Origin of the sequence: Kineosporia sp. A_224, assembly GCF_002198655.1 — a bacterium.
In the GTDB taxonomy this organism is placed as follows: domain Bacteria; phylum Actinomycetota; class Actinomycetes; order Actinomycetales; family Kineosporiaceae; genus R-H-3.
Window position 1 is genome coordinate 15,774 of sequence record NZ_MWLN01000184.1, and the last position, 26,617, is coordinate 42,390.

General features: G+C 74.5%; 28 protein-coding genes and 1 pseudogene. 14 read left to right on the forward strand and 15 right to left on the reverse strand.

The features are described 5' to 3' along the window. Nucleotides 1-21: 21 nt before the first annotated feature. Nucleotides 22-816: a sigma-70 family RNA polymerase sigma factor gene (locus EDJALFJO_RS36120; RefSeq protein WP_088287881.1), complete on the forward strand. Its 795-nt coding sequence runs from the start codon at nucleotides 22-24 to the stop codon at nucleotides 814-816. Nucleotides 817-818: 2 nt separating this feature from the next. On the opposite strand, the gene EDJALFJO_RS18975 is transcribed toward EDJALFJO_RS36120, so the two are convergent. The 3 genes from EDJALFJO_RS18975 to EDJALFJO_RS35075 all read right to left on the reverse strand — a co-directional run bounded on the left by EDJALFJO_RS18975 (nucleotide 819) and on the right by EDJALFJO_RS35075 (nucleotide 2,024). Continuing rightward, complete coding sequence (locus tag EDJALFJO_RS18975) at nucleotides 819-1,451, reverse strand: rhomboid-like protein (RefSeq protein ID WP_088287882.1); 633 nt, start codon at nucleotides 1,449-1,451, stop codon at nucleotides 819-821. Beyond that, nucleotides 1,444-1,788 (reverse strand): hypothetical protein, encoded by a 345-nt coding sequence (locus EDJALFJO_RS18980; RefSeq protein WP_143448655.1) that lies wholly within the window; start codon nucleotides 1,786-1,788, stop codon nucleotides 1,444-1,446. Before EDJALFJO_RS18980 ends, EDJALFJO_RS18975 begins: the two co-directional genes overlap by 8 nt. Nucleotides 1,789-1,850: 62 nt before the next feature. Then, complete coding sequence (locus tag EDJALFJO_RS35075) at nucleotides 1,851-2,024, reverse strand: hypothetical protein (protein ID WP_088287884.1); 174 nt, start codon at nucleotides 2,022-2,024, stop codon at nucleotides 1,851-1,853. 165 nt (nucleotides 2,025-2,189) lie between these two features. On the opposite strand from EDJALFJO_RS35075, the gene EDJALFJO_RS18990 reads away from it, so the two are divergent. The 9 genes and pseudogenes from EDJALFJO_RS18990 (at nucleotide 2,190) to EDJALFJO_RS19025 (ending at nucleotide 9,780) form a co-directional block, all read left to right on the forward strand. Beyond that, entirely contained in the window at nucleotides 2,190-2,513 is a 324-nt protein-coding gene (locus tag EDJALFJO_RS18990; protein ID WP_088287924.1) for a rhodanese-like domain-containing protein, read from the forward strand. After that, nucleotides 2,510-3,214: pseudogene (locus EDJALFJO_RS36490) on the forward strand (sulfite exporter TauE/SafE family protein); the annotation flags it as partial. The gene EDJALFJO_RS18990 and the pseudogene EDJALFJO_RS36490, both read left to right, overlap by 4 nt. Nucleotides 3,215-3,484: 270 nt before the next feature. Continuing rightward, nucleotides 3,485-4,885, forward strand: a complete 1,401-nt coding sequence (locus tag EDJALFJO_RS36495) for an MBL fold metallo-hydrolase (RefSeq protein WP_088287925.1) — start codon at nucleotides 3,485-3,487, stop codon at nucleotides 4,883-4,885. Nucleotides 4,886-4,927: 42 nt separating this feature from the next. Next, nucleotides 4,928-5,992: an SLAC1 anion channel family protein gene (locus EDJALFJO_RS19005; RefSeq protein ID WP_088287885.1), complete on the forward strand. Its 1,065-nt coding sequence runs from the start codon at nucleotides 4,928-4,930 to the stop codon at nucleotides 5,990-5,992. Next, nucleotides 5,992-6,432 (forward strand): rhodanese-like domain-containing protein, encoded by a 441-nt coding sequence (locus tag EDJALFJO_RS19010; RefSeq protein ID WP_088287886.1) that lies wholly within the window; start codon nucleotides 5,992-5,994, stop codon nucleotides 6,430-6,432. Before EDJALFJO_RS19005 ends, EDJALFJO_RS19010 begins: the two co-directional genes overlap by 1 nt. 340 nt (nucleotides 6,433-6,772) lie before the next feature. After that, nucleotides 6,773-8,233 (forward strand): NAD(P)/FAD-dependent oxidoreductase, encoded by a 1,461-nt coding sequence (locus tag EDJALFJO_RS19015; protein WP_088287887.1) that lies wholly within the window; start codon nucleotides 6,773-6,775, stop codon nucleotides 8,231-8,233. 65 nt (nucleotides 8,234-8,298) lie between these two features. Next, entirely contained in the window at nucleotides 8,299-8,442 is a 144-nt protein-coding gene (locus tag EDJALFJO_RS35080) for a hypothetical protein (protein ID WP_198950445.1), read from the forward strand. A gap of 50 nt (nucleotides 8,443-8,492) precedes the next feature. Next, nucleotides 8,493-8,750 carry a metal-sensitive transcriptional regulator gene (locus tag EDJALFJO_RS19020; RefSeq protein WP_088287926.1) on the forward strand — a complete coding sequence of 86 codons (258 nt, stop codon included), beginning with the start codon at nucleotides 8,493-8,495 and terminating at the stop codon, nucleotides 8,748-8,750. Nucleotides 8,751-9,009: 259 nt separating this feature from the next. Beyond that, the gene (locus EDJALFJO_RS19025) at nucleotides 9,010-9,780 is read left to right on the forward strand and encodes a GntR family transcriptional regulator (RefSeq protein ID WP_088287888.1); all 771 of its coding nucleotides are present in this window, start codon (nucleotides 9,010-9,012) and stop codon (nucleotides 9,778-9,780) included. Between the two features lie 33 nt (nucleotides 9,781-9,813). Here the strand turns inward: EDJALFJO_RS19025 and EDJALFJO_RS19030 are convergent, their stop codons facing one another. Beyond that, the gene (locus tag EDJALFJO_RS19030; protein ID WP_088287889.1) at nucleotides 9,814-11,013 is read right to left on the reverse strand and encodes an FAD/NAD(P)-binding oxidoreductase; all 1,200 of its coding nucleotides are present in this window, start codon (nucleotides 11,011-11,013) and stop codon (nucleotides 9,814-9,816) included. A 177-nt stretch (nucleotides 11,014-11,190) separates the two neighbouring features. Between EDJALFJO_RS19030 and EDJALFJO_RS19035 the strand changes: the two genes are divergently transcribed. Next, on the forward strand, nucleotides 11,191-11,808 hold the full coding sequence (locus EDJALFJO_RS19035; RefSeq protein ID WP_088287890.1) for a cyclopropane-fatty-acyl-phospholipid synthase family protein: 618 nt from the start codon (nucleotides 11,191-11,193) through the stop codon (nucleotides 11,806-11,808). On the opposite strand, the gene EDJALFJO_RS19040 is transcribed toward EDJALFJO_RS19035, so the two are convergent. Together EDJALFJO_RS19040 and EDJALFJO_RS19045 are read right to left on the reverse strand one after the other, a co-directional pair. Beyond that, entirely contained in the window at nucleotides 11,769-13,238 is a 1,470-nt protein-coding gene (locus tag EDJALFJO_RS19040) for a HAMP domain-containing sensor histidine kinase (protein WP_088287891.1), read from the reverse strand. The two genes, EDJALFJO_RS19035 and EDJALFJO_RS19040, sit on opposite strands and share 40 nt — an antisense overlap. Next, nucleotides 13,235-13,954, reverse strand: a complete 720-nt coding sequence (locus EDJALFJO_RS19045; RefSeq protein WP_088287927.1) for a response regulator transcription factor — start codon at nucleotides 13,952-13,954, stop codon at nucleotides 13,235-13,237. The genes EDJALFJO_RS19040 and EDJALFJO_RS19045 overlap by 4 nt, the downstream gene beginning before the upstream one ends. A 167-nt stretch (nucleotides 13,955-14,121) precedes the next feature. Between EDJALFJO_RS19045 and EDJALFJO_RS19050 the strand changes: the two genes are divergently transcribed. Next, nucleotides 14,122-14,853, forward strand: a complete 732-nt coding sequence (locus EDJALFJO_RS19050) for a DUF2202 domain-containing protein (protein ID WP_143448656.1) — start codon at nucleotides 14,122-14,124, stop codon at nucleotides 14,851-14,853. A gap of 38 nt (nucleotides 14,854-14,891) precedes the next feature. Here EDJALFJO_RS19050 and EDJALFJO_RS19055 read toward each other — a convergent pair whose 3' ends face one another. Continuing rightward, the gene (locus EDJALFJO_RS19055; protein ID WP_088287893.1) at nucleotides 14,892-15,611 is read right to left on the reverse strand and encodes a PIG-L deacetylase family protein; all 720 of its coding nucleotides are present in this window, start codon (nucleotides 15,609-15,611) and stop codon (nucleotides 14,892-14,894) included. Next, nucleotides 15,608-17,398 (reverse strand): aminotransferase class V-fold PLP-dependent enzyme, encoded by a 1,791-nt coding sequence (locus tag EDJALFJO_RS19060; RefSeq protein WP_088287894.1) that lies wholly within the window; start codon nucleotides 17,396-17,398, stop codon nucleotides 15,608-15,610. The genes EDJALFJO_RS19055 and EDJALFJO_RS19060 overlap by 4 nt, the downstream gene beginning before the upstream one ends. 114 nt (nucleotides 17,399-17,512) lie before the next feature. Here EDJALFJO_RS19060 and EDJALFJO_RS19065 point away from each other — a divergent pair, with 114 nt between their 5' ends. Further along, on the forward strand, nucleotides 17,513-18,376 hold the full coding sequence (locus EDJALFJO_RS19065) for an SDR family oxidoreductase (RefSeq protein WP_088287895.1): 864 nt from the start codon (nucleotides 17,513-17,515) through the stop codon (nucleotides 18,374-18,376). Here EDJALFJO_RS19065 and EDJALFJO_RS19070 read toward each other — a convergent pair. Further along, nucleotides 18,348-19,094 (reverse strand): hypothetical protein, encoded by a 747-nt coding sequence (locus tag EDJALFJO_RS19070; protein WP_233149943.1) that lies wholly within the window; start codon nucleotides 19,092-19,094, stop codon nucleotides 18,348-18,350. The genes EDJALFJO_RS19065 and EDJALFJO_RS19070 overlap by 29 nt on opposite strands. Before the next feature lie 152 nt (nucleotides 19,095-19,246). On the opposite strand from EDJALFJO_RS19070, the gene EDJALFJO_RS19075 reads away from it, so the two are divergent. Next, complete coding sequence (locus EDJALFJO_RS19075) at nucleotides 19,247-20,194, forward strand: alpha/beta hydrolase (protein WP_088287897.1); 948 nt, start codon at nucleotides 19,247-19,249, stop codon at nucleotides 20,192-20,194. Between the two features lie 67 nt (nucleotides 20,195-20,261). Here the strand turns inward: EDJALFJO_RS19075 and EDJALFJO_RS19080 are convergent, their stop codons facing one another. Genes EDJALFJO_RS19080 through EDJALFJO_RS19105 form a run of 6 tightly spaced genes read right to left on the reverse strand, consistent with a single transcriptional unit; the run spans nucleotide 20,262 to nucleotide 26,607 of the window. After that, nucleotides 20,262-21,851 carry a long-chain fatty acid--CoA ligase gene (locus EDJALFJO_RS19080; RefSeq protein ID WP_198950447.1) on the reverse strand — a complete coding sequence of 530 codons (1,590 nt, stop codon included), beginning with the start codon at nucleotides 21,849-21,851 and terminating at the stop codon, nucleotides 20,262-20,264. Continuing rightward, on the reverse strand, nucleotides 21,848-22,936 hold the full coding sequence (locus EDJALFJO_RS19085; RefSeq protein WP_088287898.1) for a branched-chain amino acid ABC transporter permease: 1,089 nt from the start codon (nucleotides 22,934-22,936) through the stop codon (nucleotides 21,848-21,850). The genes EDJALFJO_RS19080 and EDJALFJO_RS19085 overlap by 4 nt, the downstream gene beginning before the upstream one ends. After that, the gene (locus EDJALFJO_RS19090) at nucleotides 22,933-23,802 is read right to left on the reverse strand and encodes a branched-chain amino acid ABC transporter permease (RefSeq protein ID WP_088287899.1); all 870 of its coding nucleotides are present in this window, start codon (nucleotides 23,800-23,802) and stop codon (nucleotides 22,933-22,935) included. Before EDJALFJO_RS19090 ends, EDJALFJO_RS19085 begins: the two co-directional genes overlap by 4 nt. Beyond that, nucleotides 23,799-24,548 carry an ABC transporter ATP-binding protein gene (locus EDJALFJO_RS19095; RefSeq protein ID WP_088287900.1) on the reverse strand — a complete coding sequence of 250 codons (750 nt, stop codon included), beginning with the start codon at nucleotides 24,546-24,548 and terminating at the stop codon, nucleotides 23,799-23,801. The genes EDJALFJO_RS19090 and EDJALFJO_RS19095 overlap by 4 nt, the downstream gene beginning before the upstream one ends. Beyond that, the gene (locus EDJALFJO_RS19100; protein WP_088287901.1) at nucleotides 24,545-25,294 is read right to left on the reverse strand and encodes an ABC transporter ATP-binding protein; all 750 of its coding nucleotides are present in this window, start codon (nucleotides 25,292-25,294) and stop codon (nucleotides 24,545-24,547) included. The genes EDJALFJO_RS19095 and EDJALFJO_RS19100 overlap by 4 nt, the downstream gene beginning before the upstream one ends. Further along, nucleotides 25,291-26,607 carry an ABC transporter substrate-binding protein gene (locus EDJALFJO_RS19105; RefSeq protein ID WP_198950448.1) on the reverse strand — a complete coding sequence of 439 codons (1,317 nt, stop codon included), beginning with the start codon at nucleotides 26,605-26,607 and terminating at the stop codon, nucleotides 25,291-25,293. Before EDJALFJO_RS19105 ends, EDJALFJO_RS19100 begins: the two co-directional genes overlap by 4 nt. Nucleotides 26,608-26,617: the final 10 nt, after the last annotated feature.

Below are 26,617 nucleotides of genomic sequence, written 5' to 3' on the forward strand. Positions count from 1 at the left end.
CGAAGGACTAGCGTTGCAGCGATGGATGCCCGCGACGCACTGGGAGCCGCGCTCCCGGACGAGGTCCCGGGCCTGTACCGGTACGCGAGGACCCTGACGCGCGACCGGGAGCAGGCCGAGGACCTCGTCCAGGAGACCCTCGCGCGCGCCCTGGAGAAGGCGGACTCGTTCCGTGGCGAGTCCGCCCCCGCGACCTGGCTGCACCGCATCCTGCACAACCTCGCCGTCGACCGGGCCCGGCGCAGCCGCGAGGTGCCCGTCGACGAGGTCGCCGAGGCCGTCGAGACCCTCTGGGGCGACGACGCCTACACGGTCGACGCCGAGACCGTCGCCCTGCGGGCGCAGACCCGCGAGGACCTCGAGGACGCACTGGTCCACCTGCCCGTCGCGTACCGCTCCGCGGTGCTCCTCCACGACGTCGAGGGCCTGACCTCGCTCGAGGTCGCGACCGTCCAGTCGGTGAGCCTGCCGGCGGCGAAGCAACGGCTGCGCCGCGGCCGGATGATGCTCGTCTCTGAGCTCGCCCGCGGCCCGGAGCGCCGGGCCGCCCAGAAGGGGGTCCCGATGCGCTGCCGCGACGCCCGCGGCCAGGTGAGCGACTTCCTCGACGGCGACCTCGACGACGCGCAGGCCGCGCTCGTCGTCCGGCACCTCGAGGGCTGCCCGACCTGCCCACCGCTGTACGCCGCGCTCGTCGCGACGACCGAGGCGCTCGGCGACCGCCGCGCCCGGTCCGGCGACCGGGACCCCGACTCCGTGGTCCCGCCCGAGCTCGCGCGCCGGGTCGGGGCGCTGCTGGGCCGGACGGACGGCTGACGTCAGGCGGCCGGCGTCTCCCGGGCCGCGCGGGCAGCACGCCCAACGAAGGACGCGAGGGCCAGCCCGAGCAACCACGCCGCGAGGTGACCGAGGTCGGTGAACGCCCGGTCCACGGCCAGGACCGTGCCGAGGACGGCGGACCCGGCCAGGACCAGGGGGCGGCGCCGGCCCTGCGGCGCCCAGACAGTGAGCAGGCCGAGGGCGGCCACGAGCACGTAGCTCACGCCGACGTCCGGCGCCGTGGCGACCGAGAGCGCGACCCGGCCGTGCGTGATGCCGGCGAGCAGCATCGTCGAGACGACGAGGGTGGCGCCGACGTGCCCGAGCGCAGCGGTCAGGACGACGGCCCCGCGACCCAGCCGGCGCTGCACCGCACCCAGGGCCCAGACGAGCGGGACGACGAGCAGCACCTGGGCGGGCGTCGGCACGAGGAAGGCGCTGACGACGAGGGCGAACGGCAGGTGCTGGCGCAGGTTGACGAGGTTCGTGCTGCTGCGCAGGACGACCTCCTGCGCGACGGCGTCCGGCGCGACCTGCAGCAGCACCGCCGCCACGGCGACGACCGCACCGTAGGTGACGGCGACGTCTCGGCCGCGGACCCACCGGGCCGCGGCCGCCGCCGCGTCATGCATCCGGAGGCGCGACCCTCACCGGCACCGCGCACGCCGCCGTGGCGGTACGGCGCTGCTGGAGGCCGAACACGAGCAGGACCACGGCGGTGAGCATGCCACCACCGCCGGGGGTGGTGTCGAGGAGGAGCAGCCCTCCGACGATGCTCACGGCCGGGACGACGGCGCACGGCGTGCAGCCGCGCTCGAAGAGGCGGCCCGACCCTCGCGGGGCGACGTACCCGGCCACGGCGACCGCACCGAGCACGGCGCACACGGCCGCACCGGGCCAGACCCACCAGGCCGAGGCCGGGGTGGCGGCGTCGTGGAACAGCCACGCGAGCGGGCCCGTGACCAGCACCGCCGTCGCAGCACGGCGGGGGTCACGGTCCCGGGCCGCGCGGCCGGCCGGCCGCAGGCGCATCAGCGGCCGAAGAGCCGCGAGAGGAAGGACGGCGGCTGGGCTGCCGCCTTCATCTCCGCGGTGCAGCGGCACCGGTCGTTCTTGGGAACGCTGCGCATGACCTGGTCGACGTGCTGCCCGCACCCCTTCCAGGTGGTCTTGCTGCAGGCGGGGCAGGTGGCGGCTCGGCACATGATGGTCCTTCCGTAGGTCTGACGGTGGCTTCGGCGCTCGACTGCAGCGACTTTATACCCCCTGGGGTATCACTTGCTCAACTTTGCCCTGTGAAGCTATTGTACGGACATCCGGAACTCCGGATAGACGTCAAGCACAGGTCGCCGACGACCGAGGAGAGAACAATGACGACACAGCTCGAGGTCGACCTCGAGTCGTTCGCGGCAGTGCAGCCCGACGCGTTCCTCATCGACGTCCGGGAGCCCGACGAGTACGCGGGGGGCCATGTGCCGACGGCACGGCTCGTCCCGGCCGGCTCCCTCGCGGGAGCCGCCGCCGGCCTGCCCGAGGACCGGACGATCTACGTCATCTGCGCCAGCGGCAACCGCAGCCTGCGGGCGGCCGCGGCGCTCACCGCGTCGGGCCTGCGGGCCCTGTCCGTGGCCGGCGGCACCTCGGGCTGGGTCCGGTCCGGCCGCCCCGTCGTCACCGGGGCCCGCACGTCGTGACCGCGACCCTGACGGTCGTCCTGGCACTCGCCGTCGGGGTGTCGCTCGGCCTGCTCGGCGGGGGCGGCTCGATCCTCGCCGTGCCCCTGCTCGTCTACGTCGGCGGTCTCGACCCGCACGAGGCGACCGCAGGGTCCCTGTTCGTCGTCGGCGTGACGAGCGGCGTGGGCCTGCTGAGCCACGCCCGGGCGGGGCGGGTGCGCTGGCGCACCGGCCTGCTCCTCGGCGCCGCCGGGATGGCCGGCGCCTACGGCGGCGGCCGGGTCTCGGCGCTCGTCCCGGGACCGGTCCTGCTCGGCGCCTTCGCCCTCATGATGCTCGCCGCCGCCGTCGGGATGCTCCGCGGTCGGCGCGGCGGCGACACCGGCCGCGAGGAGCTGCGCGTCCCCGCCGCGATCGGCCTCGGCGCCGCCGTCGGCGTCGTCACCGGGTTCGTCGGAGCGGGCGGCGGGTTCGTCATCGTGCCCACGCTCGTCCTCGTCGCCGGGCTGCCGATGACCGCGGCCGTCGGGACGTCCCTGCTCGTCATCACCCTCCAGTCCGCCGCCGGGCTCGCCGGCCACCTCGCCGGCACGTCACTGCCCTGGCCGCTCGTCCTGGCGGTCACGGCGTCCGCAGTGCTCGGCAGCCTCGTGGGCAGCCGGCTCGCCGGGCGGATCCCGGCCGACCGGCTCCGGCGCGCCTTCGCCGCACTGGTCCTGGCCATCGCCGCACTCGTCCTCGTCGAGCAGGTCCCCGCGGGCGCGGCGCGCTGGACCGCCGCAGCGGTCGCAGTCTCGCTGCTGACCGTCGGGGCACTGCTCGCGACCATCCGCTCCCGGCATTGGAAATATACCCCCGGGGGTATAGAGTTGACCTCGTTGCCCGACCCGCAGGGGCCTGCGACGCCCCGCACCTCGACCCGCACCCCGAGCCGTCAGGAGACACAGATGTCCGACCCGCAGCCCGAGACCACGACCCGCCCCTCGACGATGGTGTTCACGCAGTACTACGTGGACTGCCTCTCCCAGGCCTCGTACCTCGTCGGCGACACCTCGACCGGCCAGGCCGTCGTCGTCGACCCGCGCCGCGACGTCCAGGAGTACCTCGACGACGCGGCGGCGCAGGGCCTGACGATCGTCGGGATGGTCAACACCCACTTCCACGCCGACTTCCTCTCCGGGCACCTCGAGCTCGCGAAGGCGACCGGCGCCTGGATCGGCTACGGCCGGGTCGCGCAGGCCGAGTTCGAGACCCGCCCCCTCACGGACGGCGAGCGCATCCCGCTCGGCGACGTCACCCTGGAGATCATGGAGACCCCGGGCCACACCCCGGAGTCGATCAGCGTCCTCGTCTACGAGCACGCCGACGACGAGGTGGCCTACGGCGTCCTCACCGGCGACGCCCTCTTCATCGGCGACGTCGGCCGCCCCGACCTGCTCGCGTCGATCGGTGTCACCGCCGACGAGCTCGGCGTCCAGCTCTACGACTCGATCCAGCGCAAGCTCATGGGCCTCGCCGACGCCGTCCGCGTCTTCCCCGCGCACGGCGCGGGTTCGGCGTGCGGCAAGAACCTCTCGACGGAGCGGCAGTCGACGATCGGCCAGCAGCGGCTGCTCAACTACGCCTGCCAGCCGATGAGCCAGGAGGACTTCGTCGCCCTCGTCACCGCCGGGCAGCCGTCGGCCCCCGAGTACTTCGTCTACGACGCGATCCTCAACCGGAAGAACCGCGAGGTGTACGACGCCGACGCGGCCGTCCCGGCGCTCGACGCCGACGCGCTCGACGCGGCGGTGGGCCGTGGCGCCACCGTCCTGGACACCCGGGACGTCACCGACTTCGCCGCCGGCCACCTGCGCGGCTCGCTCAACGTCCCCGCCGACGGCCGTTTCGCCGAGACCGCCGGGATGGTGCTCACGGCCGACCAGGAGGTCGTGGTCGTCGCTCCCGACGGCCGGGAGGCCGAGGTCGCGACCCGGCTCGCCCGGATCGGCTTCGACAAGGTCGCCGGCTACCTCGCCCGGCCCGAGGCCGTCATGCTCGACCGCCCGGGCGACGTCGAGCACGGCAGCCGGCTCACCCCGGGCCGGCTCGCCGAGCTCACCACCGGCGAGGCCGCCGACGCGGCGGACGCACCCGTCGTCGTCGACGTGCGCAACATCGGCGAGCGCGAGGGCGGGCACATCCCCGGCTCGCTGCACATCCCGCTCGCCGAACTGCGCCGCCGGATGGACGAGATCCCGGCCGGGCGGCCCGTCGTCCTGCACTGCGCCGGCGGCTGGCGCTCCAGCGTCGCGGCGAGCCTGCTGCGCAACGCCGGCCGCAGCGACGTCTCCGACCTGGTCGGCGGGTTCGCCGCCTGGCAGGCGATGAACGAGCCGGTCAGCGCCTGACCACCAGCCCGACCACCTCCCGCCGGACCACCGGAGCACCTCGTGACCGACACCGCAGCCCTGGCCCCCGCCGCACCCGCGGCGGGGGCCGCGGCCCGTCTGGAGCACCTGCCCGTCACCGTCTTCGCCATCGTCATGGGGCTGGCGGGCACGTCGCTCGCCTGGCAGCGCGCCACCCGGACCGGGCACGTCACCCCCGCCGTCGGGACCGGGCTCGCCTGGCTCGCCGCCGGCGTCCTCGCCGTCGTCGCGAGCGCCTACCTCACGAAGGTGGTGCGTCACCTGCCCGCGGTCCGGGCGGAGTGGCGGCACCCGGTGAAGCTCGCCTTCGTGCCCACGGCGACGATCTCCCTCGTCATCCTCGCGGCGGCGTTCCTCGACACGGCCCCGACGTTCTCGGCCGTCCTGTGGTGGGTGGGGGCACCGGCGCAGCTCGTCCTCACGCTCGACGTCCTGCGGACCTGGATCGGCGACCCCCGGTTCACACTCGACCACGTCCACCCGGCGTGGTTCATCCCCGTCGTCGGCAACCTCGTCGTGCCGCTCGCCGGGGTCGCGCACGGCCCCCGGCAGATGTCGTGGTTCTTCTTCTCCGTGGGCCTGGTCTACTGGCTGGCCCTGCTGCCGATCGTCCTGGGTCGGCTGGTCCTCGGCGGGGCGCTGCCGGGGCGGCTCTCCCCGACCCTCGCCGTCCTCGTGGCACCACCCGCGCTGGCGGCCCTGGCCTGGGTGCGCCTCGGCGGCACCTTCGGGGACGCGCCGAGCCAGATCCTGCTCGACGTCACCCTGTTCCAGCTTCTGCTGCTCGCCACCCAGGCGCCCGCGCTCGTCCGCCTGCCGTTCGCGATCTCCGGCTGGGCCTACACGTTCCCGCTCGCCGCCGCCGCGTCCGCGTTCTTCGGCGCCGGCGCGGCCGGCCTCGGCGCGGGCTTCACGTGGCTCGGCGCGACCGTCCTCGCCGTCCTGAGCCTCGTGGTGGCCGGGCTCGGCGCCCGCACGCTGCTCGCCGTCCGGCGGGGCGAGCTCTGCCTCCCGGACCCGGCACCCCCGATCCCCGTCGCCCGCACCAGCGCCGACGGCCGCACCGACACCGATCTGGAGACCTGATGTCCCGCCGCACCGCCCGCGCCGTCCCGGCCGCCGCCCTGGTCCTCACCGCGACCCTCGCCCTCACCGGCTGCGGGTCGTCGTCCGGCAGCGCCGGGAGCGCCGTCACGGCCGTCGACGGCGTGAAGCACATCGGCGTCGACGCGTTCGCGTCCCTCGCCTCGACGCCGTCGGTCGTCGTCCTCGACGTCCGCACGCCTGCCGAGTTCGCGACCGGCCACCTGGCGAACGCCGTCAACGTGGACTTCAACGCCGGGGACTTCGCCGCCCAGGTGCACGCGCTCGACCACGCGAAGACCTACGCCGTGTACTGCCACAGCGGCAACCGGTCCGGCCAGGCGCTCGAGGTCATGAAGGCCGACGGGTTCGGCCACGTCGCCGACCTCGAGGGCGGGATCACCGCCTGGACCGGGGCCGGCCAGGCGGTCGTCACCTCCTAGGCCGGGCCAGCGGTGACGCTTGAACCAGATACCCCCTGGGGTATATAGTCATATCAAGACCACAGGACAACGGCCCGCATCCGGGCCGGGAGAAGGAGACACCTCTCATGTGCAGCCCCGCCGTCTGCCCCCGCTGCCGCAAGGTCACCTGGACCGGCTGCGGCATGCACGTCGACCAGGTCATGGCGAGCGTCCCGCGCGACAAGCAGTGCACCTGCCGCTGAGCCGGGACCGCACCCGCACCGCCCTCTGATCCCGCAAAGGACCACCACGACGACCCGGCGTCCACCCCGGGCCGCTCCTTGAGCCACACCGGACACCCAGGCAAAGGAGCCTGAACATGGCCCGCATCGTCGTCCTCGGCGCCGGCATCTCCGGCCACACGGCGGCACTCCACCTGCGCAGGCTCCTGCCCAAGCAGCACGAGGTCGTCGTCGTCTCACCGAACTCGAAGTGGAACTGGATCCCGTCGAACATCTGGGTCGGCGTCGGCCGGATGACGAGCGGGCAGGTGACGTTCCCCCTGGCCCCCGTCTACAAGCGCAAGGGGATCACCTACGTCCAGGCCAAGGCGGTCGCCGTCCGCCCGGAGGGGACGGACGACGACCCGACGGGGTGTGTCGACGTCGTCCACACCTCCCCCGAGCGCTCCGGCCAGGAGGAGCAGCTCCGCTACGACTACCTCGTCAACGCCACCGGTCCGCGGCTGAACTTCGCCGCGACGCCGGGGCTGGGCCCGGACGGCGGCAACTCCTGGTCCGTCTGCACGTCCGGCCACGCCGAGGAGGCGGCCTCCGCCCTCACCGAGGTCATCGCCAAGCTCCGCGCGGGGCACCCGCAGCGGATCGTCATCGGCATGGGCCACGGGATGTGCACGTGCGAGGGCGCCGCCTTCGAGTACACCTTCAACGTCGAGCACGAGCTGCGGACGGCGGGGGTGCGCGACCTCGCCGAGATCGTCTACCTGAGCAACGAGTACGAGCTCGGCGACTTCGGTGTCGGCGGGATGTCCTTCGCGCAGCAGGGCTTCGTCACCTCGAGCCAGACCTGGACCGAGTCGCTCTTCCGTGAGCGCGGCGTCAAGGCGATCCTGCGCGCCCACGTCGAGCGGGTCGAGCCCGGCGTCGTCCACTACGAGACGCTCGACGGCGAGCGGCACGAGCTGTCCTTCGACTTCGCGATGCTGCTCCCGCCGTTCCGGGGTGCCGACCTCACGGCCTACGACCGGGCGGGCGCGGACATCACCGAGCGGCTCTTCGCACCGAACGGCTTCACGAAGGTCGACGCGGACTACGCCGTCAAGCCGTTCGAGGAGTGGCGCGCCGAGGACTGGCCGTCCACGTACGTCACGCAGGCCTACCCGAACATCTTCGCGGTCGGCATCGCGTTCGCGCCGCCGCACGCGATCTCCCGGCCGCGCAAGAGCCCCAACGGCACGGTCATCGCCCCCGCGCCGCCGCGCACCGGGATGCCGTCCGGCGTCATGGGCCGGCAGGTCGCGCGGTCGATCGCCGACATGGTGCGCTCCGGCGCCACGGTCCCCACGCACACCGCCTCCATGGCGCACATGGGTGCCGCGTGCATCGCCTCGGCCGGCGCGGGGCTGCGGACCGGCACCGCCGCCGCGATGACGATGTACCCCGTCGTGCCCGACACCGTGAAGTACCCCGAGACCGGGCGCAGCCTCAAGGACACGTACGGCGAGATCGGCCTCGGCGCGCACTGGATCAAGCATCTGCTGCACTTCCTGTTCATCTACAAGGCGAAGGCCCGGCCCGGCTGGGCGTTCATCCCCGAGTGAGACGTCCCGAGCGAGACGTCCCGAGCGCGTCACACCCGACCGAGAGCACGGCTGAGGAGCACGTCATGAGCGACGTCGACGACCGCATCGCCACCGCGCCGATGCCCACCGCGAAGACCCTGCGCCGGCGGCACTCGCTGCCGATCCAGCTGTGGCGCTTCGCCGTGGTCAACCTGCGCATGATCCGGATGATCGGCAAGGGGCACTGAACGCCATGTCCGAGCAGCCCGAGCAGGGGGCCGGGCCGGTCCGTCGGTCCATGGACCCCGTCGCCCAGAAGGAGATCACCTCGCGCCTGCGCCGTGCCCGCGGCCAGGTCGAGGGGGTCATCGCCATGATCGAGAGCGGCCGGTCCTGCCGGGAGGTCGCGACGCAGCTCGCTGCGGCCTCCAAGGCGCTCGACCGGGCCGGCTACAAGCTCGTCGCCGCGAGCCTGGCCGAGTGCCTGCTCACCGACGAGGCGGACCGGGACATGACGCCCGAGGAGATCGAGAAGCTCTTCATCTCGCTCGCCTGAGCCTTTCCAGACCCGCTCATGCTCGCGCCGGGTACCGAGAACGCCGCTGCCGGAGCCGCTTTCCGTTACCCACCGCGAGTATGAGCGGCGGGGTGGACAGCGCGCGGCGGTCAGGCACCCGACCGGTACGTTCTGAGCCCGTCGTTCGCCGCCCGAGCGTACACACCGGGTGCCTGACCGGTCTGAGGCCGCACAGCACGCGTGAGTACGCTTGTCCGGACACGGCGGCGCACGGCCGCCCGGCACGGACAGGAGCACGGTGCCCGCGGACCCCGGCGCACGCCCGCTCGACCGGCAGGACCCGCTGCCGCTGTGGGCCCAGCTCCAGCGCGACCTGTCCCGACGCCTCACCGCGGGAGACTTCGCGACCGCGTTCCCCGGCGAGCTCGACATCGCCCGGGAGTACGACGTCTCCCGGCACACCGTCCGGGAGGCGCTACGCCGGCTGCGCGAGGCCGGGGTGCTCGACTCCGCGCGCGGCCGGCCCACCCAGGTCCGGGCCGCCATCGAGCAGCCGCTCGGCAGCCTGTACTCGCTCTTCCGCGAGGTCGAGAACCGCGGCATGACCCAGACGAGCGAGATCCTCGACCAGTCGCTGACGACGGACGCCGAGGCCGCCGCCGCTCTGGGCCTGCCGGAGCGGACCCGCCTGTTCCACCTCGAACGGGTCCGGCTGGCCGACGGCGTCCCGCTCGCGCACGACCGGGTCTGGCTGCCCGCCTCCCTCGCCGCGCCTCTGGTCAAGGCCGACTTCACCCGTGGCGCGCTCTACGACGAGCTCGCGGAGCGGTGCGGCGTCAGGGTGACCGGCGGCCGGGAGCGGATCAGCGCGACCGTGCCCGCGCCCGCCGAGCGGGCGCTGCTCGCCGTCCCTCGCGGTGTCGCCTGCCTCACCGTGGAGCGCTCGGGCTACGCGGAGGCCCGCCTCGTCGAACGGCGCGTCACCGTCGTCCGCGGCGACCGGTGGTCGGTCGTCGCGGACTGGACGGCGCGCGGCTGGTCCGTGGGTGCCGTCGCCGGGCCCGGCTGAGCCGGACCCGCTTGGGCGCCGGGCGGCCTGCGCTCAGGCCAGGCCCTTGAGCATGAGATTCCAGTAGAGCGTCGGCAGCCCGTACTTCTTGAGCAGGCCGAAGTCCCGGTGCTCGTGCGTGGTGTCGAGGATCGGGATGCTCGGCGCGGGCTTGAGGCTGTAGTCGAACTCCGCGAGGAGCATCCGGTCCCGGGCGGTCGTCAGCGGGCACGAGGCGTAACCGTCGTACTCGGCGGACGGCTCCCGGCCGGACATCACCTCCTGGAGGTTCTTCACGAGCACCGGTGCCTGGTGCCGGACCGCGGCCCCGGTCTTCGAGTTCGGCGTCGAGCCCGCGTCACCGAGGCCGAAGACGTTCCCGTAGGTCACGTGGCGCAGGGTGTGCTTGTCGAGCGCGACGTAGCCGGCCGGGGTGCTCGTGTCCGCCAGCGGGCCCTGCCGGACCCAGTCCGGGGCCGACTGCGGGGGGACAGCATGGAACACCTGGTACCCCAGCCGCTCCTTCGTGTCGTTCGCGTTGTCCCTGATGATGACCTCGCGCGTGGCGCCGTCGACCTCGACGACCTCGCTGTTGAAGTGCACGGTGATGCCGTAGCGCTCGACGACCTGCTCGAGGATCCGGGCGAACTCGGGGACGCCGAACATGCCCGGCGTCGGCAGGACGAGGTGGACGTCGATGTCCTTCAGGACCCCCTGCCGCCGCCAGTAGTCCGCTGCGAGATAGGCGATCTTCTGGGGTGCTCCCGCGCACTTGATGGCCCCCGCCGGCTGGGCGAAGACGGCGGTGCCGCGGGTCGTCGCCCGGACGAAGTCCCAGGTTCGCGGGGCGAGCGCGTGGTCGTAGTTGCTCGAGACGCCGTCGCGGCCGAGTGCGTCCGGCAGGCCGGTGATGCCGCCCCAGTTGAGCTGGATGCCCGGGGCCATGACGAGGTACTCGTACCCGACCGTGCGACCGTCCTCGAGGGTGACGGTGCAGGCCTCGGGGTCCACGGCCGCGGCCCGGCCCCGGATCCACGTGACGCCCTTCGGCATGACCGACGACTGCGGCCGTCGTGAGCGGGCCACGTCGGCGAGGCCGCCGCCCACGAGGGTCCACAGCGGCTGGTACCAGTGGTCCTGCGACGGCTCGACCATCGCGACGTCGCTCACCCCCGCGCGCCGTAGCCTGGCTGCGACGGTGACTCCCGCGGAGCCCCCTCCGATGATGACGACACGGTGGCTCGACGTGCTCATGGCGACTCCTTCGGCGGCGGACGTTCGAGGGCATCACGGCGTTGACGACAACTAGACCGTACGGAATACAGGATGTCCGGACATTCGGAGATGTCAAGAGATGGCTGGTAGCGTGATGCCGCCGAGAGGCCGGTTCGCGTCGACCGGCGGTCGCTCCGGCCGGGACGAAGGAGCAGCGTGGACAGCACCGACTGGGACACCCGCTACGCGAGCAGCGAGCCCGTCTGGTCGGCGGGCCCGAACCTGTGGGTCGAGCAGGTCTGCTCCGACCTCCCGCCCGGCACGGCCGTCGACCTCGGCGCCGGCGAGGGCCGCAACGCGCTGTGGCTGGCCGCGAAGGGCTGGCGGGCGACGGCCGTCGACTTCTCCGGCGTCGCCCTCGACCGGGCCCGGCAGCTCGCCGCCGAGCGGCTCGGCGGGGACGCCGACCGGTTGACCACCGAGAGGTGCGACCTCACGACCTTCGAACCGGCGACCACCTACGACCTGGCGCTCGTCGTCTACATCCAGCTCCCGGCGCCGGCCCGGCGCGCCGCCCTCAGGGGCGCGGCCCGCTGCGTCGCCCCGGGCGGCCGGCTCGTCGTCGTCGCGCACCACAGCGACAACCTGACCGAGGGCGTCGGCGGCCCGCAGGACCCGGCGGTGCTCTACACCGAGGCGGACGTCCTCGACGACCTCGCGCAGGCCATGGCGGACGGCGCGTTCGCCGTCCAGCGGGCCGAGCGGGTGCTCCGCCCGGTCGGGGACGGCGACCGTCACGCGGTCGACGCGCTCGTCGTCCTCCGCAGGGCCTGACCCGGTCGCCCGGCGTCCTGCGCGACGGCGGGCGGCATCGCGGGGAGCGTGACCGTCACCGTCGTGCCCGAGGCGCCGTCCGACGTCACGACGACGGCGCCGTCGTGCGCCTCGACGAGCCGCGCCACGACGGCGAGCCCGACCCCGGAGCCGGCCACTGCGTGCCGGTCCCGGCCCCGCCAGAACCGTTCCAGCACGTGGGGCAGCTCGTCGGGGGCGATCCCCGGCCCGCTGTCCGCGACGACGAGCCGCGCGGTGCCGCCGTCCGCCGGCGCCACCTGGACCCGGACGATGTCCCCCGGGCGGCAGTGCCGCGCGCAGTTGTCGAGGAGGTTGCCGACGACCTGGTGCCACCGGTCGGGGTCGAGCGCCACGAGGACGCCGCCCGCGAGGTCCCGGGTCACGGCGAGACCGGCGGCCCGCAGCTGGGGCAGCCGGGCGTCGAGCGCCTCGCCGGTCACGGCACCGAGGTCGGCCGGGGCCCGGTGCAGGCCGGCCGCGGCGGCGTCCGCGGCGGAGAGCTCGGAGAGCTCGGCGACGGTGCGGGTCACCCGCAGCGCCTGGTCGTGGAGCCGGGTCAGCGTCTCGCGGTCAGGTTCCACGAGGCCGTCCCGCAGCTCCTCGAGCCCGGCTTGGAGCGCGGTGAGCGGCGTGCGCAGCTCGTGCGCGACGTCCGCGGTCATCTGCCGGCGCAGCCGCTGCTGCTCCGCCACGGCCTGCGCGGCCTGGTCGAAGGCGCCCGCGAGCTCACCGAGCTCACCGACGCCGCGCTCGGCCGGGCGGGCCGTCACGTCACCGGCACCGAAGGCCCGCGTCGCGTCGGTGAGCGCGACGAGCGGGCGGGTCAGGAGTCGGACGACGTACCAGCCGGCGGCGACCGCGACCGCGACGGCGGCGACCGCCGCGACGAGGATCCACGACCACGCGAGACGCCGTCCGCCCGTGTCGGCCGCCGGGAACGTGAGGAGCACCGTGCCGACCCGGGTGCCGGCGACGAGGACCGGCTCGGTGACCTGCACCCCGCCGGTCGTCGCAGTGCCCGCGCCGCCCATCCCCATCCCGGTGCCCATGCCGGACCCCATCCCCATGCCCTGGCCCCGGCCGGTCGAGGTCACGGCGCGGCCGGCGTCGTCGAGCACGGCGAGCCGGGCCCCGGCCGCGGCGGCGGTCGTCACGGCGGCGGTGAGGTCGCTGCCCGCCCACTCCCCCGTGACCGAGTACCCGGTCGCGGCCGCGGCGGCGACCCGTTGCGCCGCGAGCGCCCGGGACTGCGCCGTCGTGCGGGAGACCCCGAGCGAGCTGCCGACGAGCCCGGCCGTGGCCACGAGGGCCACGGCCACGAGCGCGACGAGGACGAACGACGCGAGCAGCCGCCGACCGAGCGGGCCCAGGCTCGTCGCCGTCGTCGGCCCCGCTGCGGGCCCGCTCATCGCGGGCTCCCGGTCGTGACGTCCCGCCGCAGGGCGAGCCGGTAGCCGACGCCGACGACGGTGTCGACGACCGACGTCGGGTCCTGCCCGAGCTTGTGCCGCAGGTTCTTCACGTGCGAGTCGATGCTCCGCTCGTAGCCGGCGAACTCGTAGCCGCGGACCCGGTTGACGAGCTCGTAGCGGGAGAACGGGCGCCCCGGCACCGAGGCGAGGGTCGCGAGGATCCCCCACTCGGTGGCCGTGAGGTCGAGCGTGCGCCCGTCGAGTGTCACCTCGTGCCGCGCCTCGTCGATCCGCAGCCGGCCCTCCCCGAAGAGCAGGGCCCCGTCGTCCCCGAACGGGCCGACGGTCCGGGCCAGGACGGCGCCGACCCGCAGGACGAGCTCGGTCGGGCTGAACGGCTTGGTCACGTAGTCGTCCGCACCGGACGACAGCCCGCGGATGCGGTCGTCGACCTCGGCCCGCGCGGTGAGAACGACGACCGGCAGCCGGCCACCGGCCCGGCGCGCCTCGCGGAGCACCTCGAAGCCGTCGAGGTCGGGCAGCCCGAGGTCGAGGACGACGAGGTCGACGGCGGCGTCGTCGAGCAGCCGCAGCGCCTCGATGCCGGACCCGGTCGACAGCACGGCGTGGCCGGCACGCTCGAGGTAGCGCCGGACGACGTCCCGGATGTCGCGGTCGTCCTCGACGACCAGCACGGTTCCCACAGCACTCATCCTCGGTTCCCGCGACGCCGCCCGGCCGGGACCGACGGCCGCTCTCCACATCGTCTCCACACCGGCTGCACGGCCGGTCCACCCCGCGGGCCGAGAGTCGTACCAAGAGCCCGGGACGGCGGACCAGCCTCCCCCGGGTTCCGGAACCTCAGACCAAGGAGCACACCATGAACAGCAGGACCACCAGGACCGCCCTCGTGACGGCCGCCGTCGCCGGCGGAGCCGGTGTGCTGCTGCTCGCGACCCCCGTCGTGGCGAACACCACCGGCTGGGGCGGCGGGCCCGGCACCCGGACCACCGCGACGAACACCGCGACGACCTGCCCGATGACGGACGACGACACAGGCACCGGCTACGGGATGGGCAACGGGATGCGCAACGGCATGCGGGGCCGTGCCGACGGCAACGGCTACGGCATGCGCAACGGCGGCGGCATGATGGGCGACCCCGGGGCGAACCTGCCCGCGAGCGGCACCCTGACCGACGCGCAGAAGTCCACGCTCGCCGGGATGGCCGAGGAGGAGAAGCTCGCCCACGACGTCTACGTCGTCCTCGCCGGCTCCACCGGCGACCGGCGCTTCACGATGATCGCGGCGTCCGAGGCCCGGCACCTGTCGGCCGTCCGGACGCTCCTGGACCGGTACGACGTCACCGACCCGACCGTGGGCAAGGCCGACGGCAGCTTCACGACCCCGGCTGTGCAGAGCCTCTACGACAGCCTGGTCGCCGAGGGCAAGAGCTCGCTGACCGCGGCCCTCACCGTCGGCCAGAAGATCGAGAAGCTCGACATCGCCGACCTGGCGAAGGCCGGCGCCGATGTGAAGGCCGCCGACGTGACGACCGTCTACAGCCGCCTGTCGGCCGCGTCGCAGCACCACCTCGCCGCCTTCGGCGGCTGAGCCCCGCAGGGTCCCGCCCGGCAGGTCCCGGCGGACGCTCACGCGGGCCGGTGGAGCCACCGCAGGTGCTCCACCGGCCCGAGCAGGTCCAGCCGGCGCCACAGGACGCTGCCGGGCACGGCCTGGCTCGGGTGCGCGGCGACCGCCTCGAGCTGGGCGGCCCGGTCGACGGTGAGGACGAGGTCGACCTCGGCCTTCGGCCGGCCGGCGAACGGGGCACCGAACTCGTCCCGCAGAGCCTGCGCGACGGGCTCGGGGAGCGTCCAGGCGAGCACCGGCAGACCCGCCCCGCGGGCCGCGGTGACCGCGGCGGCCGTCGCGGCGACATGGTCGGGGTGCCCGGTGATCCCGGTGTCGTCGAAGACGACGAACCCGTCGGCGCCGTGCCGGTCGAGCGCCCGCAGCACCGCGGTGACGAGCCGCTCCGAGCCCGCGGCGCCGAGCGCGCCGTCCGGCTCGTCGAGCAGCTCCACGCCGGCGAGGCCGAGCCGGCGGGCCGCCTCGGCGAGCTCCCCGGCCCGCAGCTCGCGCAGGTCGCCCTCGACGCCGTGCAGCGTCGAGGCCTCGCCGTGCGTGAAGCACAGCACCGCCACCGACGCCCCGGCGCCGACGAACGCGGACAGCACCGCGCCGAGGCCGAACGACTCGTCGTCGGGGTGCGCGACGACGACGAGCGGACGCCGCCAACCGGGCAGGGCCGCCGTCGGCGACGGATCCGCATCGGTTGCGGCGGAACGGGTCTCGTGGGCAGCGCTCATCGAAGGCACACCTCCGGCAGGTCGAACCAGAGCAGGTCGTGGAACTGGGGCGACGGGCAACGCGCCTCGGCGAGGTGCTCGCCGTCGGCGTCCGCCCGGGCCGGTGTCGCGAGGTCGAAGAGCTCGCGGGCCCGGGCCAGCTGGTCGGCGAGCACCGACTCCGGCACCCGGTCGTCGTGCCGCGGGTACGTCATCCGGCCCTCGTCGTCGTAGCGGACGTCGGTGAGCCGCAGGAGCGGCTCGGCCGGCCCGTGCCGGTGCCGCCACAGCCCCGTCCGCGGGTCGAACCGGTAGTCGGGCAGGAGCTTCCAGCCGTCGCGGGCGACGAGGTCGACGGCCTCGACGACGTAGTCGGCGACGGCGTCCGTGACGAAGTAGTTGAGGCTGACCCTGGTCCAACCGGGCTTGATGCCCTCGCAGCCGCGGTGGATCTCGCGCTGGAACGCGTGCGAGCGCTCGACGTCGATGCCGAGGAGCCGGTGGCCGTACGGCCCGGCGCACGAGCAGCCGCCGCGGGCCTGGATCCCGAAGACGTCGTTGAGGATCGCCACGACCGCGTTGTGGTGGACGTAGCGGCCCGGTGTGCCGTCGGCCCGCACCCGGCGGACGACGAAGGAGACGATCGCGAGCCGCTCGGCGTCGGGGTTGCCGAGGATCTCCATGGCCGGGTTCGCCCGCCAGCGACCCAGCGCGCGGTCGAGGAGCGCCGCCTCCCGGGCCCGGATGACGGGCACCCCGACGGCCCGCTTGAGGCCGAAGACGAGGCCGGCGCGGATCGAGCCGACGATGTCGGGCGTGCCGCCCTCCTCGCGGTGCTCGACGTCGTCGACGTAGACGTGCTCGTCGGGGTTGACGTACTCGACGGTCCCGCCCCCGGGGACGACGGGGACGCTGTTGCGGACCAGGTCGCGGCGGACGGCGAGGACGCCGGGCGTGCCGGGGCCGCCGACGAGCTTGTGCGGGCTGAGGAAGACGGCGTCCTTGTACGCCAGCGGGTCCGCCCCCGCGGCGGCGTCCGGCACCATCCGGATGTCGACGTACGGGGCGGCCGCGGCGTAGTCCCAGAAGGCGAGGGCGCCGTGCCGGTGCAGCAGCACCGAGACCGCGTCGGTGTCGGTGAGGATCCCCGTGACGTTGCTCGCCGCGGAGAACGAGCCGATGAGCAGCGGACGGTCGGCGTACCGGACGAGGGCGGCCTCGAGCGCGGCGAGGTCCACGTGCCCGGAGGCGTCCTCGGGCACGGTGACGACCTCGGCGATGCTCTCGCGCCAGGGCAGCTCGTTGCTGTGGTGCTCGTACGGCCCGATGAGCACGACGGGCCGCTCGTGCGCGGGGATGTGGTCGGTGAGCCCGTACTTGGCGTCGAGGTCGGCGGGCACCCGCAGGTTGAGGATGCCGACGAGCCGGTCGATCGCGGCGGTCGAGCCGGAGCCGACGAAGATCACGGCGGTGGAGGCGTCGCCGCCGACGGCGTCCCGCACCTCCCGGCGCGCGTCCTCGCGCAGCCGCGACGTCTGCAGGCCGGTGCCGCTCGCCTCGGTGTGGGTGTTCGCGTAGCGCGGGAGGACCTCGTCGCGGACGAAGTCCTCGACGAACGTCAGCGCCCGCCCGGACGCCGTCCAGTCGGCGTACGTGACCCGCCGCGGGCCGTACGGACCGGGTTGGAGCCGGTCGTCCCCGATGACGGACGCCGCGATCCGCGCCAGGAGCGCCTGCCCGGGCGGGCCCTGCCCCGGTTCGGCCGTACGCTCGGACGGCACGGGCGCCGTCGTCGGCGGGTGCGTCATCGAACACCACCTCCAGATACCCCTGGGGGTACGCTACGCGACGCGGCGCGAGCCCGTCGCAGGACCTTCGACCGTTGCCGGCCTCGTCGGCACGCTCCCCCCGGAGGACACACCATGGCAGCACCGCAGGGCACGATCGCCGTCACGGGCTCGACGGGCCGGCTCGGCGGGCGCGTCGCCCGCCGGCTCGCCGCGGCCGGGGCCGCGCAGACCCTCGTCGTCCGCGACCCGTCGCGGGCCCCCGCTCTGCCCGGCACCCGGGTCGCGACCGCCACGTACGGCGACGGCGAGGCCGTCCGGGCCGCCCTGGCCGGGCACCGGGTCGTGCTGTTCGTCTCGGCGTCCGAGGACCCGGACCGGGTCGGCGAGCACCGCACCTTCGTCGATGCTGCGGTCGCCGCCGGGGTCGAGCACCTCGTCTACGTCTCGTTCTTCGGCGCCGCACCGGACGCGACGTTCACCCACGCCCGCGACCACTGGCACACCGAGGAGCACGTCCGCGGCAGGGGGCTCGGCTTCACGTTCCTGCGGGACAACCTCTACCTCGACTTCCTCCCGCTGCTTGCGGGCGAGGACGGCGTGATCCGGGGCCCTGCGGGCGACGGCAGGTTCGCCCCGGTCGCGCTCGACGACATCGCGGACGTCGCGGCCTCCGTCCTGCTCGACCCGGCGGCGCACGCGGGACGGACCTACGACCTCACCGGCCCGCAGGCCCTGACGCTCACGGAGGCCGCGACGCGGCTCACCGCGGCGACCGGCAGGGCGGTGACCTTCCACGACGAGACGGTCGAGGAGGCGTTCGCCTCCCGAGCGCCGTACGCGGCCCCCGAGTGGCTCGTCGAGGCCTGGGTGTCGACGTACACCGCGATCGCGGCCGGCGAGCTGGACGGCGTGACCGACGACGTCGAACGGCTCACCGGGCACCCGGCCACGGGGCTCGAGGAGGTGCTCAGCCGGGCGGAGCAGCCGGCTCCGTGAGCCCCGTGACGACGAGCGCCGCGGCCCGCGAGGCGAGGCTGCGGCCGCCGTCGAACGGGTCGGCGAGCACCTCCTGGTCGGCCCACCACAGGACGACGGAGCCGACGACCTGGGCCGCGACCGCCGTCGTGAGGTCGCGCAGCCGGTACGGCGGCCGCATCCGCAGGCCGTAGGCCTCGAGCAGCCCCTGCCACACGTCGTCCGCGGTGGCGGCGAACCGCTCCCGGCGGTGCGCGAGCGCCGCCCGCACCCGCGGGTCCACGGCCGCGACGAGGAAGCTCAGCTCGACCCGGAAGATCGGGTCGTCCCGGTAGGCCCGCCAGATCTCCTCGACCGCACCGACGACGACGTCCTCCAGCGCCGCGCCGGCGTCCGCCGCCGCGCGGAAGCTCGCCACGACCTCGGCGGCCCCCGGGCCGAGCACCGCCTGCAGCTCCGCGATGTGGAAGAGCAGGTCGGCCTGCAGGTCCGCCTGGCGCGGCCAGACCTGGTACGCCGCACCGGTCGTGATCGCCGCGGCCTCCGGCCGGCCGTCGCCCGCCGTCCCGAGGTCGGCCCGGACCAGCTCCGTGGCACGGCGGGCGATGTCGGTCACCCGGACGTGCGCGAGGGCAGCCGAGACGACGTCGTCCCCCTGCGACAGTGCGCGTTCGCGGAGCAGGTCGACAGCGGCCCGCAGCATGAGCGCGCGGGTCTGCTCCTTGGTGCGCTTGGGCATCCGGCGACGGACCGGCACCGGGCGGGACGACGACCCGTCCATCCGGCGACCCCTCCAGAGCTGTCGACGAGACCCGTTGACCCAGGGTCGGGGTCACCCTACTGTTCTGACTCGTAGAAATTCTACGAGTCAGGACAGTAGGGCAGGCCGTCATGCCGCTGCACCACCGGCTCCTCGCCAAGGGGTTCCAGGTCCTCGCGGGCCGGGTCACCCGACCACCGGCGGCCTACGACGCCTTCGCCGCGCACGTCGCGGCGCCGGCCCGGGTCGTCGTCCCGACGGACACGGGCCCGGTGACGGTCCACGTCTACCGTCCGCCGGCCGACGCCCCGGGCACGGACGCGGGCACGGACGCGGGCACGGACGGCGCTCCCCCGGTCTACGTGAACCTCCACGGCGGCGGGTTCGTCGCCCGGCACCCGGAGTTCGACGCGCACATCTGCCGGGTGCTCGCCGCCGAGACCGGTTGCGTCGTGGTGAACGTCGACTACGACGTGGCCCCGCAGCGGCCCTTCCCGGTCGCGGCGCAGCAGGCGTACGCGGTGGCCGCCTGGGCGGCGACGACCGGCGCCCGGGAGCACGGCTGGGACGGCGGCCGGCTCGCGGTCGGCGGCCAGAGCGCCGGCGGCAACCTGGCGGCCTCGGCCTGCCTGCGGGCGCGCGACGAGGGCGGCTTCGAGGCGGCGCTGCAGGTGCTCGTCTACCCGCCGCTCGACCTCGTGCAGGACCCCGGCGACAAGCACGCCCGGACGGCGAAGCCGCTCATCTCCCCCGGCCTGGCCCGGGTCTTCAACCACAGCTACGTCCCCGACCCCGCGCGGCTCGCGGACCCGCTGGTCTCGCCGCTGCACGCAGGCGACCTCGCCGGCCTGCCGCCGGCGCTCGTCGTCACCGCCGACCACGACCTGCTGCGCGACGAGGGCGACCGGTACGCCGAGCGGCTCGCGGCCGCCGGCGTCCCGGTGCGGCACCACGTCGCCCCCGGCGTCGACCACGCGTTCACCCACGTCGAGCCGACCGGCCCGACCCGGGACTTCCTCGACGTCGTCGTGGCCGAGGTGGGCGCGGCCTGGGCCCGCACCGCCCGGCCCACCGCCTGAGGCACCTCCGGACGAGCCGGTCGCGACCAGCCCTCTGAGGTAGATCGCCGTCCATACGCACGGCGATCTACCTCAGAGGCGGCGGAAGGCCGGTTGCGGCCGCCTCGCGCAGCCGGACCCGCAGGATCTTCCCGGTGGCGTTGCGGGGCAACGACTCCACGAAGGTGACGTACTTCGGCACCTTGTACCGGGCCAGGTTCGCGAGCAGGTGCGCCCGGAACCGGTCCTCGTCGAGGTCCGCACCCGGACGCAGCTCGACGTAGGCGTGCCCGACCTCGCCCCAGCGTTCGTCCGGGGTGGCGACGACGGCCGCCGCGGCCACCTCGTCGAGCTGCACCGCGACCGCCTCCACCTCGGCCGGGTAGATGTTCTCCCCGCCCGAGATGATCATGTCCTTGGCCCGGTCGACGGCGTAGAACCAGCCGTCGCCGTCCCGCCGGACGATGTCGCCCGTGCGGAACCAGCCCGGTTCCGGGAACGCCTCGGCCGTCTCCTCGGCGCGGCCGAGGTAGCCCGCGAACACGTTGGGACCACGGACGAGGAGCTCGGCCGGCGCGTCCCCGAGGTCCGCCGGCCGGCCGGCCGCGTGGCCGGCGACGTCGACGAAGAAGTGCGGCGGGCCGATCGACACGGGCTTGTCGCCGGCCCCGTCGCGGATCTGCATGCAGACCCCCGGCGCGGCCTCGGTCATCCCGAAGCCCTGGACCACCTGCACACCGCGCCGGTGCCACGCCACGGCGACCCGCTCCTGGACCGGCGACCCGCCGTAGATCACCGTGCGCAGCGTCGACAGGTCGCTGCCGTCCCAGGCCGGGTGCTCGCACATCATCTGGAGCATCGTGGGCACGCACGCGAAGCTCGTGATCCCGCGCTCGCTGACGGCCGACAGCACGACCTCCGGGTCGAACCTCGCCAGCACCTCGACGCTGCCGCCCTTGAAGAGCGTCGGCAGCGTCACCTGCCCCAGCCCGACGACGTGGAAGAGCGGCGCGATGCACAGCGCCCGCTCGGTGCTCAGGACGTCGACGTGCGCGAGCTGGTTCACGGTGTTCCAGGTGAGGTTGCCGTGGGTGAGCACGGCCCCCTTGGGGCGACCCGTGGTGCCCGAGGTGTAGAGGACGAGGCACGGGTCGTCCAGCCCGACCGCCGGTACCTCGTCGAGCGGCTCCACGGCGCCCAGGGCCGCCTCGAACGGCACCGCCTCCCACGCCGCACCGGCGGTGTGCTCGGCGTCCTCGCCGCCTCCGAGGTCCACGACGACGAGGACGCGCCGCACCGAGGCTGGCAGCACCGCCGGCACGAGGTGCCCGAGCGACGCGGCGTGGACGAGCACCGTCGGCGCGCAGTCGTCGAGCATGTAGGCGATCTCGGCCGCCGACAACCGGGTGTTCAGCGCGACGTGGACGGCGCCGAGCAGACCGGCCCCGAAGAACGTCTCGAACGTCGAGATGTCGTTCGGGCCGAGGTAGGCCACCCGGTCGCCGTGCCGGACGCCGCCCTGGGCGAGCGCGGCCGCGACCCGGCGGACCCGCTCGTCGAGACCGGCGTAGGTGAGCGACCGGTCGCCCTGGACGAGCGCGACGGCGTCGGGCGTGATCCGGGCCCGGCGGTGCGGCCACGTGCCGAGCCCGAGGTTCTGCGGTGGCAGCGCGGTCACCGGCGTCCTTCCTCCCGAACGGTCGTGTCCGCGGCATCGTGCCGTGCGGCGGCGCCCGGCGCCAGCGGCAGGGCCGGCCAGCGGACGTCGTGGAACAGCGGTGCCGCCGTCCACCCCCGGCGGTGGGCGAGCTCGCCCCACACCCCGCGCGGGGCGGCCAGGGTCGCGACGACGGCCAGCACCCCGAGCCCGACGAGGTACCAGTTGCCGAAGCCGTCGAACAGCTGCTGGACGGCGAACAGCAGCACCGCGCCGATGATCGGGCCCTCGAACGTCCCGATCCCGCCGATGACCACCATGAAGATCATCAGTGCCGCCCACTGGACACCGAACATGTTGTCCGGCTGGGCGGTGAGGGAGTTCGTCAGGGTGATCGCCCCCGCGACCCCGGCCCCGCCGCTGCCGAGCACGAAGACGAGCCGCTTCTCCCCGGTCACCCCGACCCCGAGCGAGCGCGCGGCGTTCTCGTCGTCCCGGACCGCCTGCAGCCGGATTCCGACCCGGGACCGGAGCAGCAGGAAGGCCCCGACGAGGACGAGCACGGTCATCGCCAGCGCCGTCCAGTAGGTGAACGCCTGACGCAGCGCCGGGTCGACGTCCGTCGTCGAGGTGAGCGACCGGCCGGTCCCGGCGCCGAGCTGCGGGACCCTGCTGACGAGCAGCCGGAAGACCTCCGCGAGGACCCAGGTGCCGATCGCGAACTGCCCCGCCCGGAGCCGGAAGAGCAGCAGCGACGACGGCAGCGCGGCGAGCGCGCAGACCACCCCGGCGAGCGGGACCGAGAGGTAGGCGTTCAGCCCGAGGTCGCTGAGCGCGAGGACGGCGTACGCCCCGAGCCCGAAGAAGCCCTGCTGCCCCACCGACACCAGGCCGGCGTAGCCGGCGAGCGCGTTCCACGTCACCGCGAGGACGACGAGCGCGAGCAGCGCCGTGAGCCGGTTGCCGACGAGCGGCACGAAGAGCATCGGCACCGCCGCCGCGACCGCGACGAGGACGACGAACCCGGCGACCGTCGCAGAGGCGGCCCGGGACCAGCGGACCACCTGCACCGTCGGTGCCGGCCCCACCTCCAGGACGGCGGTCATGCCCGCACCCGCGTCCTGGCGAGCAGGCCGGCCGGCCGGGTCGCGAGCACCGCGAGGAAGACGAGGTGACCGGCGAGGACACCCGACGAGGGGTCGACGACGGACCCGACGGACTGCGCCACCCCGAGCACCACGGCTCCGACGAGGGTCCCCCAGAGCGACCCGAGACCGCCGATGACGACGGCCTCGAAGGCGAAGATGAGCCGGCTCGGACCGGCCAGCGGGGTGACGAGCGACGAGGCCGCGTAGGCGATCCCCGCCAGGCCGGCGAGGCCGACCGCGAGCGCCGTGACGACCAGGTAGGTCCGCCGGGCGTCGACCCCGACCAGGGCGGCGGTCGCCGGGTCGTCGGCGGTGGCCCGGACCCGGCGGCCGAACGCCGTCCGGGTCAGCACCAGGTGGAGGCCGGTGAGCGCGGCCACCGCGACCGCGAGGACCGCTGCCGGGAGCAGCCCGACGGAGATGCCGCCCACCGTCACCCCGGCCGTGCCGAACGACCCGAGGTCGAGCGCCCGCGGGTCGGCCGAGAACACCTCCTGCAGGGTGTTCCCGATGACGACGCTCAGCCCGAAGGTCGCGATCATCGAGATCTGCGGCAGCGCACCCGTCGTCCGGGCGAGCAGGCCCGCGTGCAGCGCGGCCCCGACCGCGAGCATCCCGACGAGCACGACGCCGACCGCGAGCGCGAGCGGCAGCCCGGCCCCGGCGGCGAGACCGATCGCGGCGAAGGCGGCGAGGATGCCGAGGTCGCCGTGCGCGAGGTTGACCACCTTGAGCACGCCGAAAACGAGCGAGAGCCCGGCCGCGAACAAGGCGTACTGACCGCCGAGCAGGCAGCCCTGGACGACCGCGTCGAGCAGCCTCATGACGCCACCTCCGTTCCTGTCCCGAAGTAGGCCCGGGTGATCTCCTCCCGGTCCGCGTGCTCGCGGGCGACGTCCCGGGTGACCCTGCCCTCGAGCAGGCAGACCACCCGGGTCGCCGTCCGCAGCGCCCGCTCGATGTCCTGCTCGACGAGGACGACCCCGACCCCGCCGGCCAGCACCGCCTCCAGCGAGGCGTAGACGACGTCGACCGCGGCGGGCGACAGCCCGAGCGAGACCTCGTCGAGGAGCAGCAGGGCGGGGTCGGCGACGAGGGCCCGCCCGATCGCGGTGGCCTGCTGCTCACCGCCGCTGAGCAGGCCCGCCGGGCGGTCCCTGAGCCGGGCCAGCAGCGGGAAGGCGTCGAGCACCCGCTCGACGTCCCAGCCGCCGCGCGGCAGCGCGGACGCCTCGTCGGCACCGCGACGCGACCGGGCGGGGACCCCGACGAGCAGGTTCTCCAGCACCGACAGGCCGGGGAACAGCAGGCGCCCCTCGGGCACGAGGCTGATCCCGGCCCGCACCCGCTGGTGCGCCGGCACCGCGGTGACGTCGGTGCCGCCGAGCAGGACCCGGCCCCGGGCGACCGGCAGGCTGCCGGCCACCGCGTGCAGCAGTGTCGACTTGCCGGCCCCGTTGGCGCCGACGAGCGCGACCACCTCCCCGGAGGCGACCGTGAGGTCGACCTCGCGGACGGCGGTGAGCAGCCCGTGCCGGACGACGAGACCCTCGATGCGCAGCAGCGTCACGATCCCGGCCCTCCGTAGTACGCCTGCTGCACCCGCGGCGAGGCGATCACCTCGTCCGGCGGCCCGTCGGCGATGACGGTGCCCTCGGCGAGGCAGACCAGCCGGGTCGCGGCCCGGACCAGGACGTGCACGAGGTGCTCGATCCAGACCACGGCCAGCCCCTGGCCGCTCAGCGTCCCGACGAGGTCGACGAGGTCGTCGGTCTCGGCGTCCGTCAGCCCGCCGGCGACCTCGTCGAGCAGCAGCACCCGGGGCTGCAGGGCGAGCGCCCTGGCCAGTTCGAGCCGCTTGCGGTCGAGCAGGCCGAGGGCGCCCGCGGGGCGGTTCGCCAGGGCCGTCATCCGGGTCGCGACGAGGGCGCGGGCGGCCCGGTCGTACCCGGTCGCCCGGTCGACGCCGCCCGCGGTCGCCCCGACGAGGACGTTCTCGAACACGGTCATGCCGGTGAACGGTCGGGGCACCTGGTGCGTGCGGGCCAGGCCGTGCCGGGTCCGCACCGCGCCGCGGACCCGGGAGACGTCGTCCCCGCCGAGGACGACGCGCCCCTCCTGCAGGGTGACCGCCCCGGTGAGGACGTCCACCAGGGTCGTCTTTCCGGCCCCGTTGGGGCCGACGACGCCGACCACCTCACCGGACCGGACGTCGAGGTCGACCCCCTGGAGCACCGGGACGGCGCCGTAGGCGTGCCGGACGCCGCGCACCGAGAGGGCGGGCGCGACGTCCGGTCCGGCGAGGCTCGCGGTCACGACAGCGCCGTGTCCGCGGCGGCGACCGGGGCCGACGGGTAGCCGGAGTTCTCGACGATCCGGATGTCCAGCGGGAACGGCCCGTCCTCGGCCTTGACCCACTTGCCGTCGACGAGCGGCTCGGCGACGACGTTCTTCACCGGGCCGGAGGTCCAGTCGAGCCTGCCGACGACGGTGTCGATCGACGTCTTCCCGAGCGCGTTCGCGACCGCCGTGCGGTCCTTCGGGCTGCCCGACGACACCAGGGCGCTGATCGCGGTCTCGAGCAGCGCGGTCGTCGTGCCGAGGTTCTGCGTCCACTGGTTCCCCGAGGACTTCTCGTACGCGGCGGCGAGGTCCGCGCTCGACAGCCCGAGCAGCGCCGACCTCGTCGGCCACGACGGGTGCCAGTAGACCCCGGCGGTGAGGCCGGGCCCGATGTCGCCGAGCGCCTCGACCTGCTCGGGGAGCAGGCCGGTCTTCGCGATCGTCGCGATCTTCGGCCGGAACCCCTGCTGGGCGGCCTGCTTCCAGAACGTCGCGAAGTCCGGCGGGATGGCGAAGCTGTTGACCACCTCGACGTCGGACTTCTTGAACGTCGAGATGATCGACGTGAAGTCCTGGGTCCCGGTCGGGAACGCGCCCGGGTCGACGACGGTCAGCCCGGCCTTGGTGAGGATCGGGCCCAGGCCCGCCCGGATCGCGTTGCCGTCCGCGTCGTTCGGCCAGAGCACGCCGACCTTCTTGTTGTTCGGCACGCCGTTCAGCCACAGGGACTTGTAGACGACGGCGAGGTCGTCGACGCCGATGAAGAAGTGGTACGTGTACGTGAACGGCTTGTCGGGGGTGGCACCGCGGCCGAAGTAGAACGCCTCCCAGGGGCACACCGTCGACAGGCAGGGCACCCGGGCGGCCTCGGCCGCGTCCGCGACCGGGTTGACCGTCTCCGGCGTCGAGCTCGTGACGAGCATGTCGACGCCGGAGGCGATGAGCTCGTTGGCGACCTTCGCCGCCTGCTGCGGGTCGGACTGGCTGTCCTTGACCTCGATCCGGACCTGGTAGATCGTGCCGCCGATCGTCAGGCCCTTCGAGACGGCCTTCGTGACCTGCTCGACGACGAACGGGTCCACCTCGCCGAAGCCGGCGGCGAAACCGGTCGACGGCGTGACGTAGCCGATCCGCAGGGTCTGGGTGCCGCCCGCGGAGGCGGCGGAGGTGCTGCCGCCGGCGGACTTCACCCCGCCGCAGGCGGCGAGCAGGCCGGCACCGCCGGCGGCCGCGCCGAGGGCTGCGGCCCCCCGGAGCAGTCCGCGACGGCTGACGTCGTTCGACACGGGTTCGGGT

Coding starts and splice junctions, on each gene's coding strand:
- EDJALFJO_RS19090 (WP_088287899.1), bottom strand. CDS start 23,802: ATGAGGCTGCTCGACGCGGTCGTCCAGGGCTGCCTGCTCGGCGGTCAG.
- EDJALFJO_RS19060 (WP_088287894.1), bottom strand. CDS start 17,398: ATGACGCACCCGCCGACGACGGCGCCCGTGCCGTCCGAGCGTACGGCC.
- EDJALFJO_RS18975 (WP_088287882.1), bottom strand. CDS start 1,451: ATGCATGACGCGGCGGCGGCCGCGGCCCGGTGGGTCCGCGGCCGAGAC.
- EDJALFJO_RS35080 (WP_198950445.1), top strand. CDS start 8,299: ATGAGCGACGTCGACGACCGCATCGCCACCGCGCCGATGCCCACCGCG.
- EDJALFJO_RS19045 (WP_088287927.1), bottom strand. CDS start 13,954: ATGAGTGCTGTGGGAACCGTGCTGGTCGTCGAGGACGACCGCGACATC.
- EDJALFJO_RS36495 (WP_088287925.1), top strand. CDS start 3,485: ATGGTGTTCACGCAGTACTACGTGGACTGCCTCTCCCAGGCCTCGTAC.
- EDJALFJO_RS19030 (WP_088287889.1), bottom strand. CDS start 11,013: ATGAGCACGTCGAGCCACCGTGTCGTCATCATCGGAGGGGGCTCCGCG.
- EDJALFJO_RS19055 (WP_088287893.1), bottom strand. CDS start 15,611: ATGAGCGCTGCCCACGAGACCCGTTCCGCCGCAACCGATGCGGATCCG.
- EDJALFJO_RS19070 (WP_233149943.1), bottom strand. CDS start 19,094: ATGCCCAAGCGCACCAAGGAGCAGACCCGCGCGCTCATGCTGCGGGCC.
- EDJALFJO_RS19065 (WP_088287895.1), top strand. CDS start 17,513: ATGGCAGCACCGCAGGGCACGATCGCCGTCACGGGCTCGACGGGCCGG.
- EDJALFJO_RS19085 (WP_088287898.1), bottom strand. CDS start 22,936: ATGACCGCCGTCCTGGAGGTGGGGCCGGCACCGACGGTGCAGGTGGTC.
- EDJALFJO_RS35075 (WP_088287884.1), bottom strand. CDS start 2,024: ATGTGCCGAGCCGCCACCTGCCCCGCCTGCAGCAAGACCACCTGGAAG.
- EDJALFJO_RS19040 (WP_088287891.1), bottom strand. CDS start 13,238: ATGAGCGGGCCCGCAGCGGGGCCGACGACGGCGACGAGCCTGGGCCCG.
- EDJALFJO_RS36120 (WP_088287881.1), top strand. CDS start 22: ATGGATGCCCGCGACGCACTGGGAGCCGCGCTCCCGGACGAGGTCCCG.
- EDJALFJO_RS19075 (WP_088287897.1), top strand. CDS start 19,247: ATGCCGCTGCACCACCGGCTCCTCGCCAAGGGGTTCCAGGTCCTCGCG.
- EDJALFJO_RS19020 (WP_088287926.1), top strand. CDS start 8,493: ATGGACCCCGTCGCCCAGAAGGAGATCACCTCGCGCCTGCGCCGTGCC.
- EDJALFJO_RS19015 (WP_088287887.1), top strand. CDS start 6,773: ATGGCCCGCATCGTCGTCCTCGGCGCCGGCATCTCCGGCCACACGGCG.
- EDJALFJO_RS19050 (WP_143448656.1), top strand. CDS start 14,122: ATGAACAGCAGGACCACCAGGACCGCCCTCGTGACGGCCGCCGTCGCC.
- EDJALFJO_RS19010 (WP_088287886.1), top strand. CDS start 5,992: ATGTCCCGCCGCACCGCCCGCGCCGTCCCGGCCGCCGCCCTGGTCCTC.
- EDJALFJO_RS18990 (WP_088287924.1), top strand. CDS start 2,190: ATGACGACACAGCTCGAGGTCGACCTCGAGTCGTTCGCGGCAGTGCAG.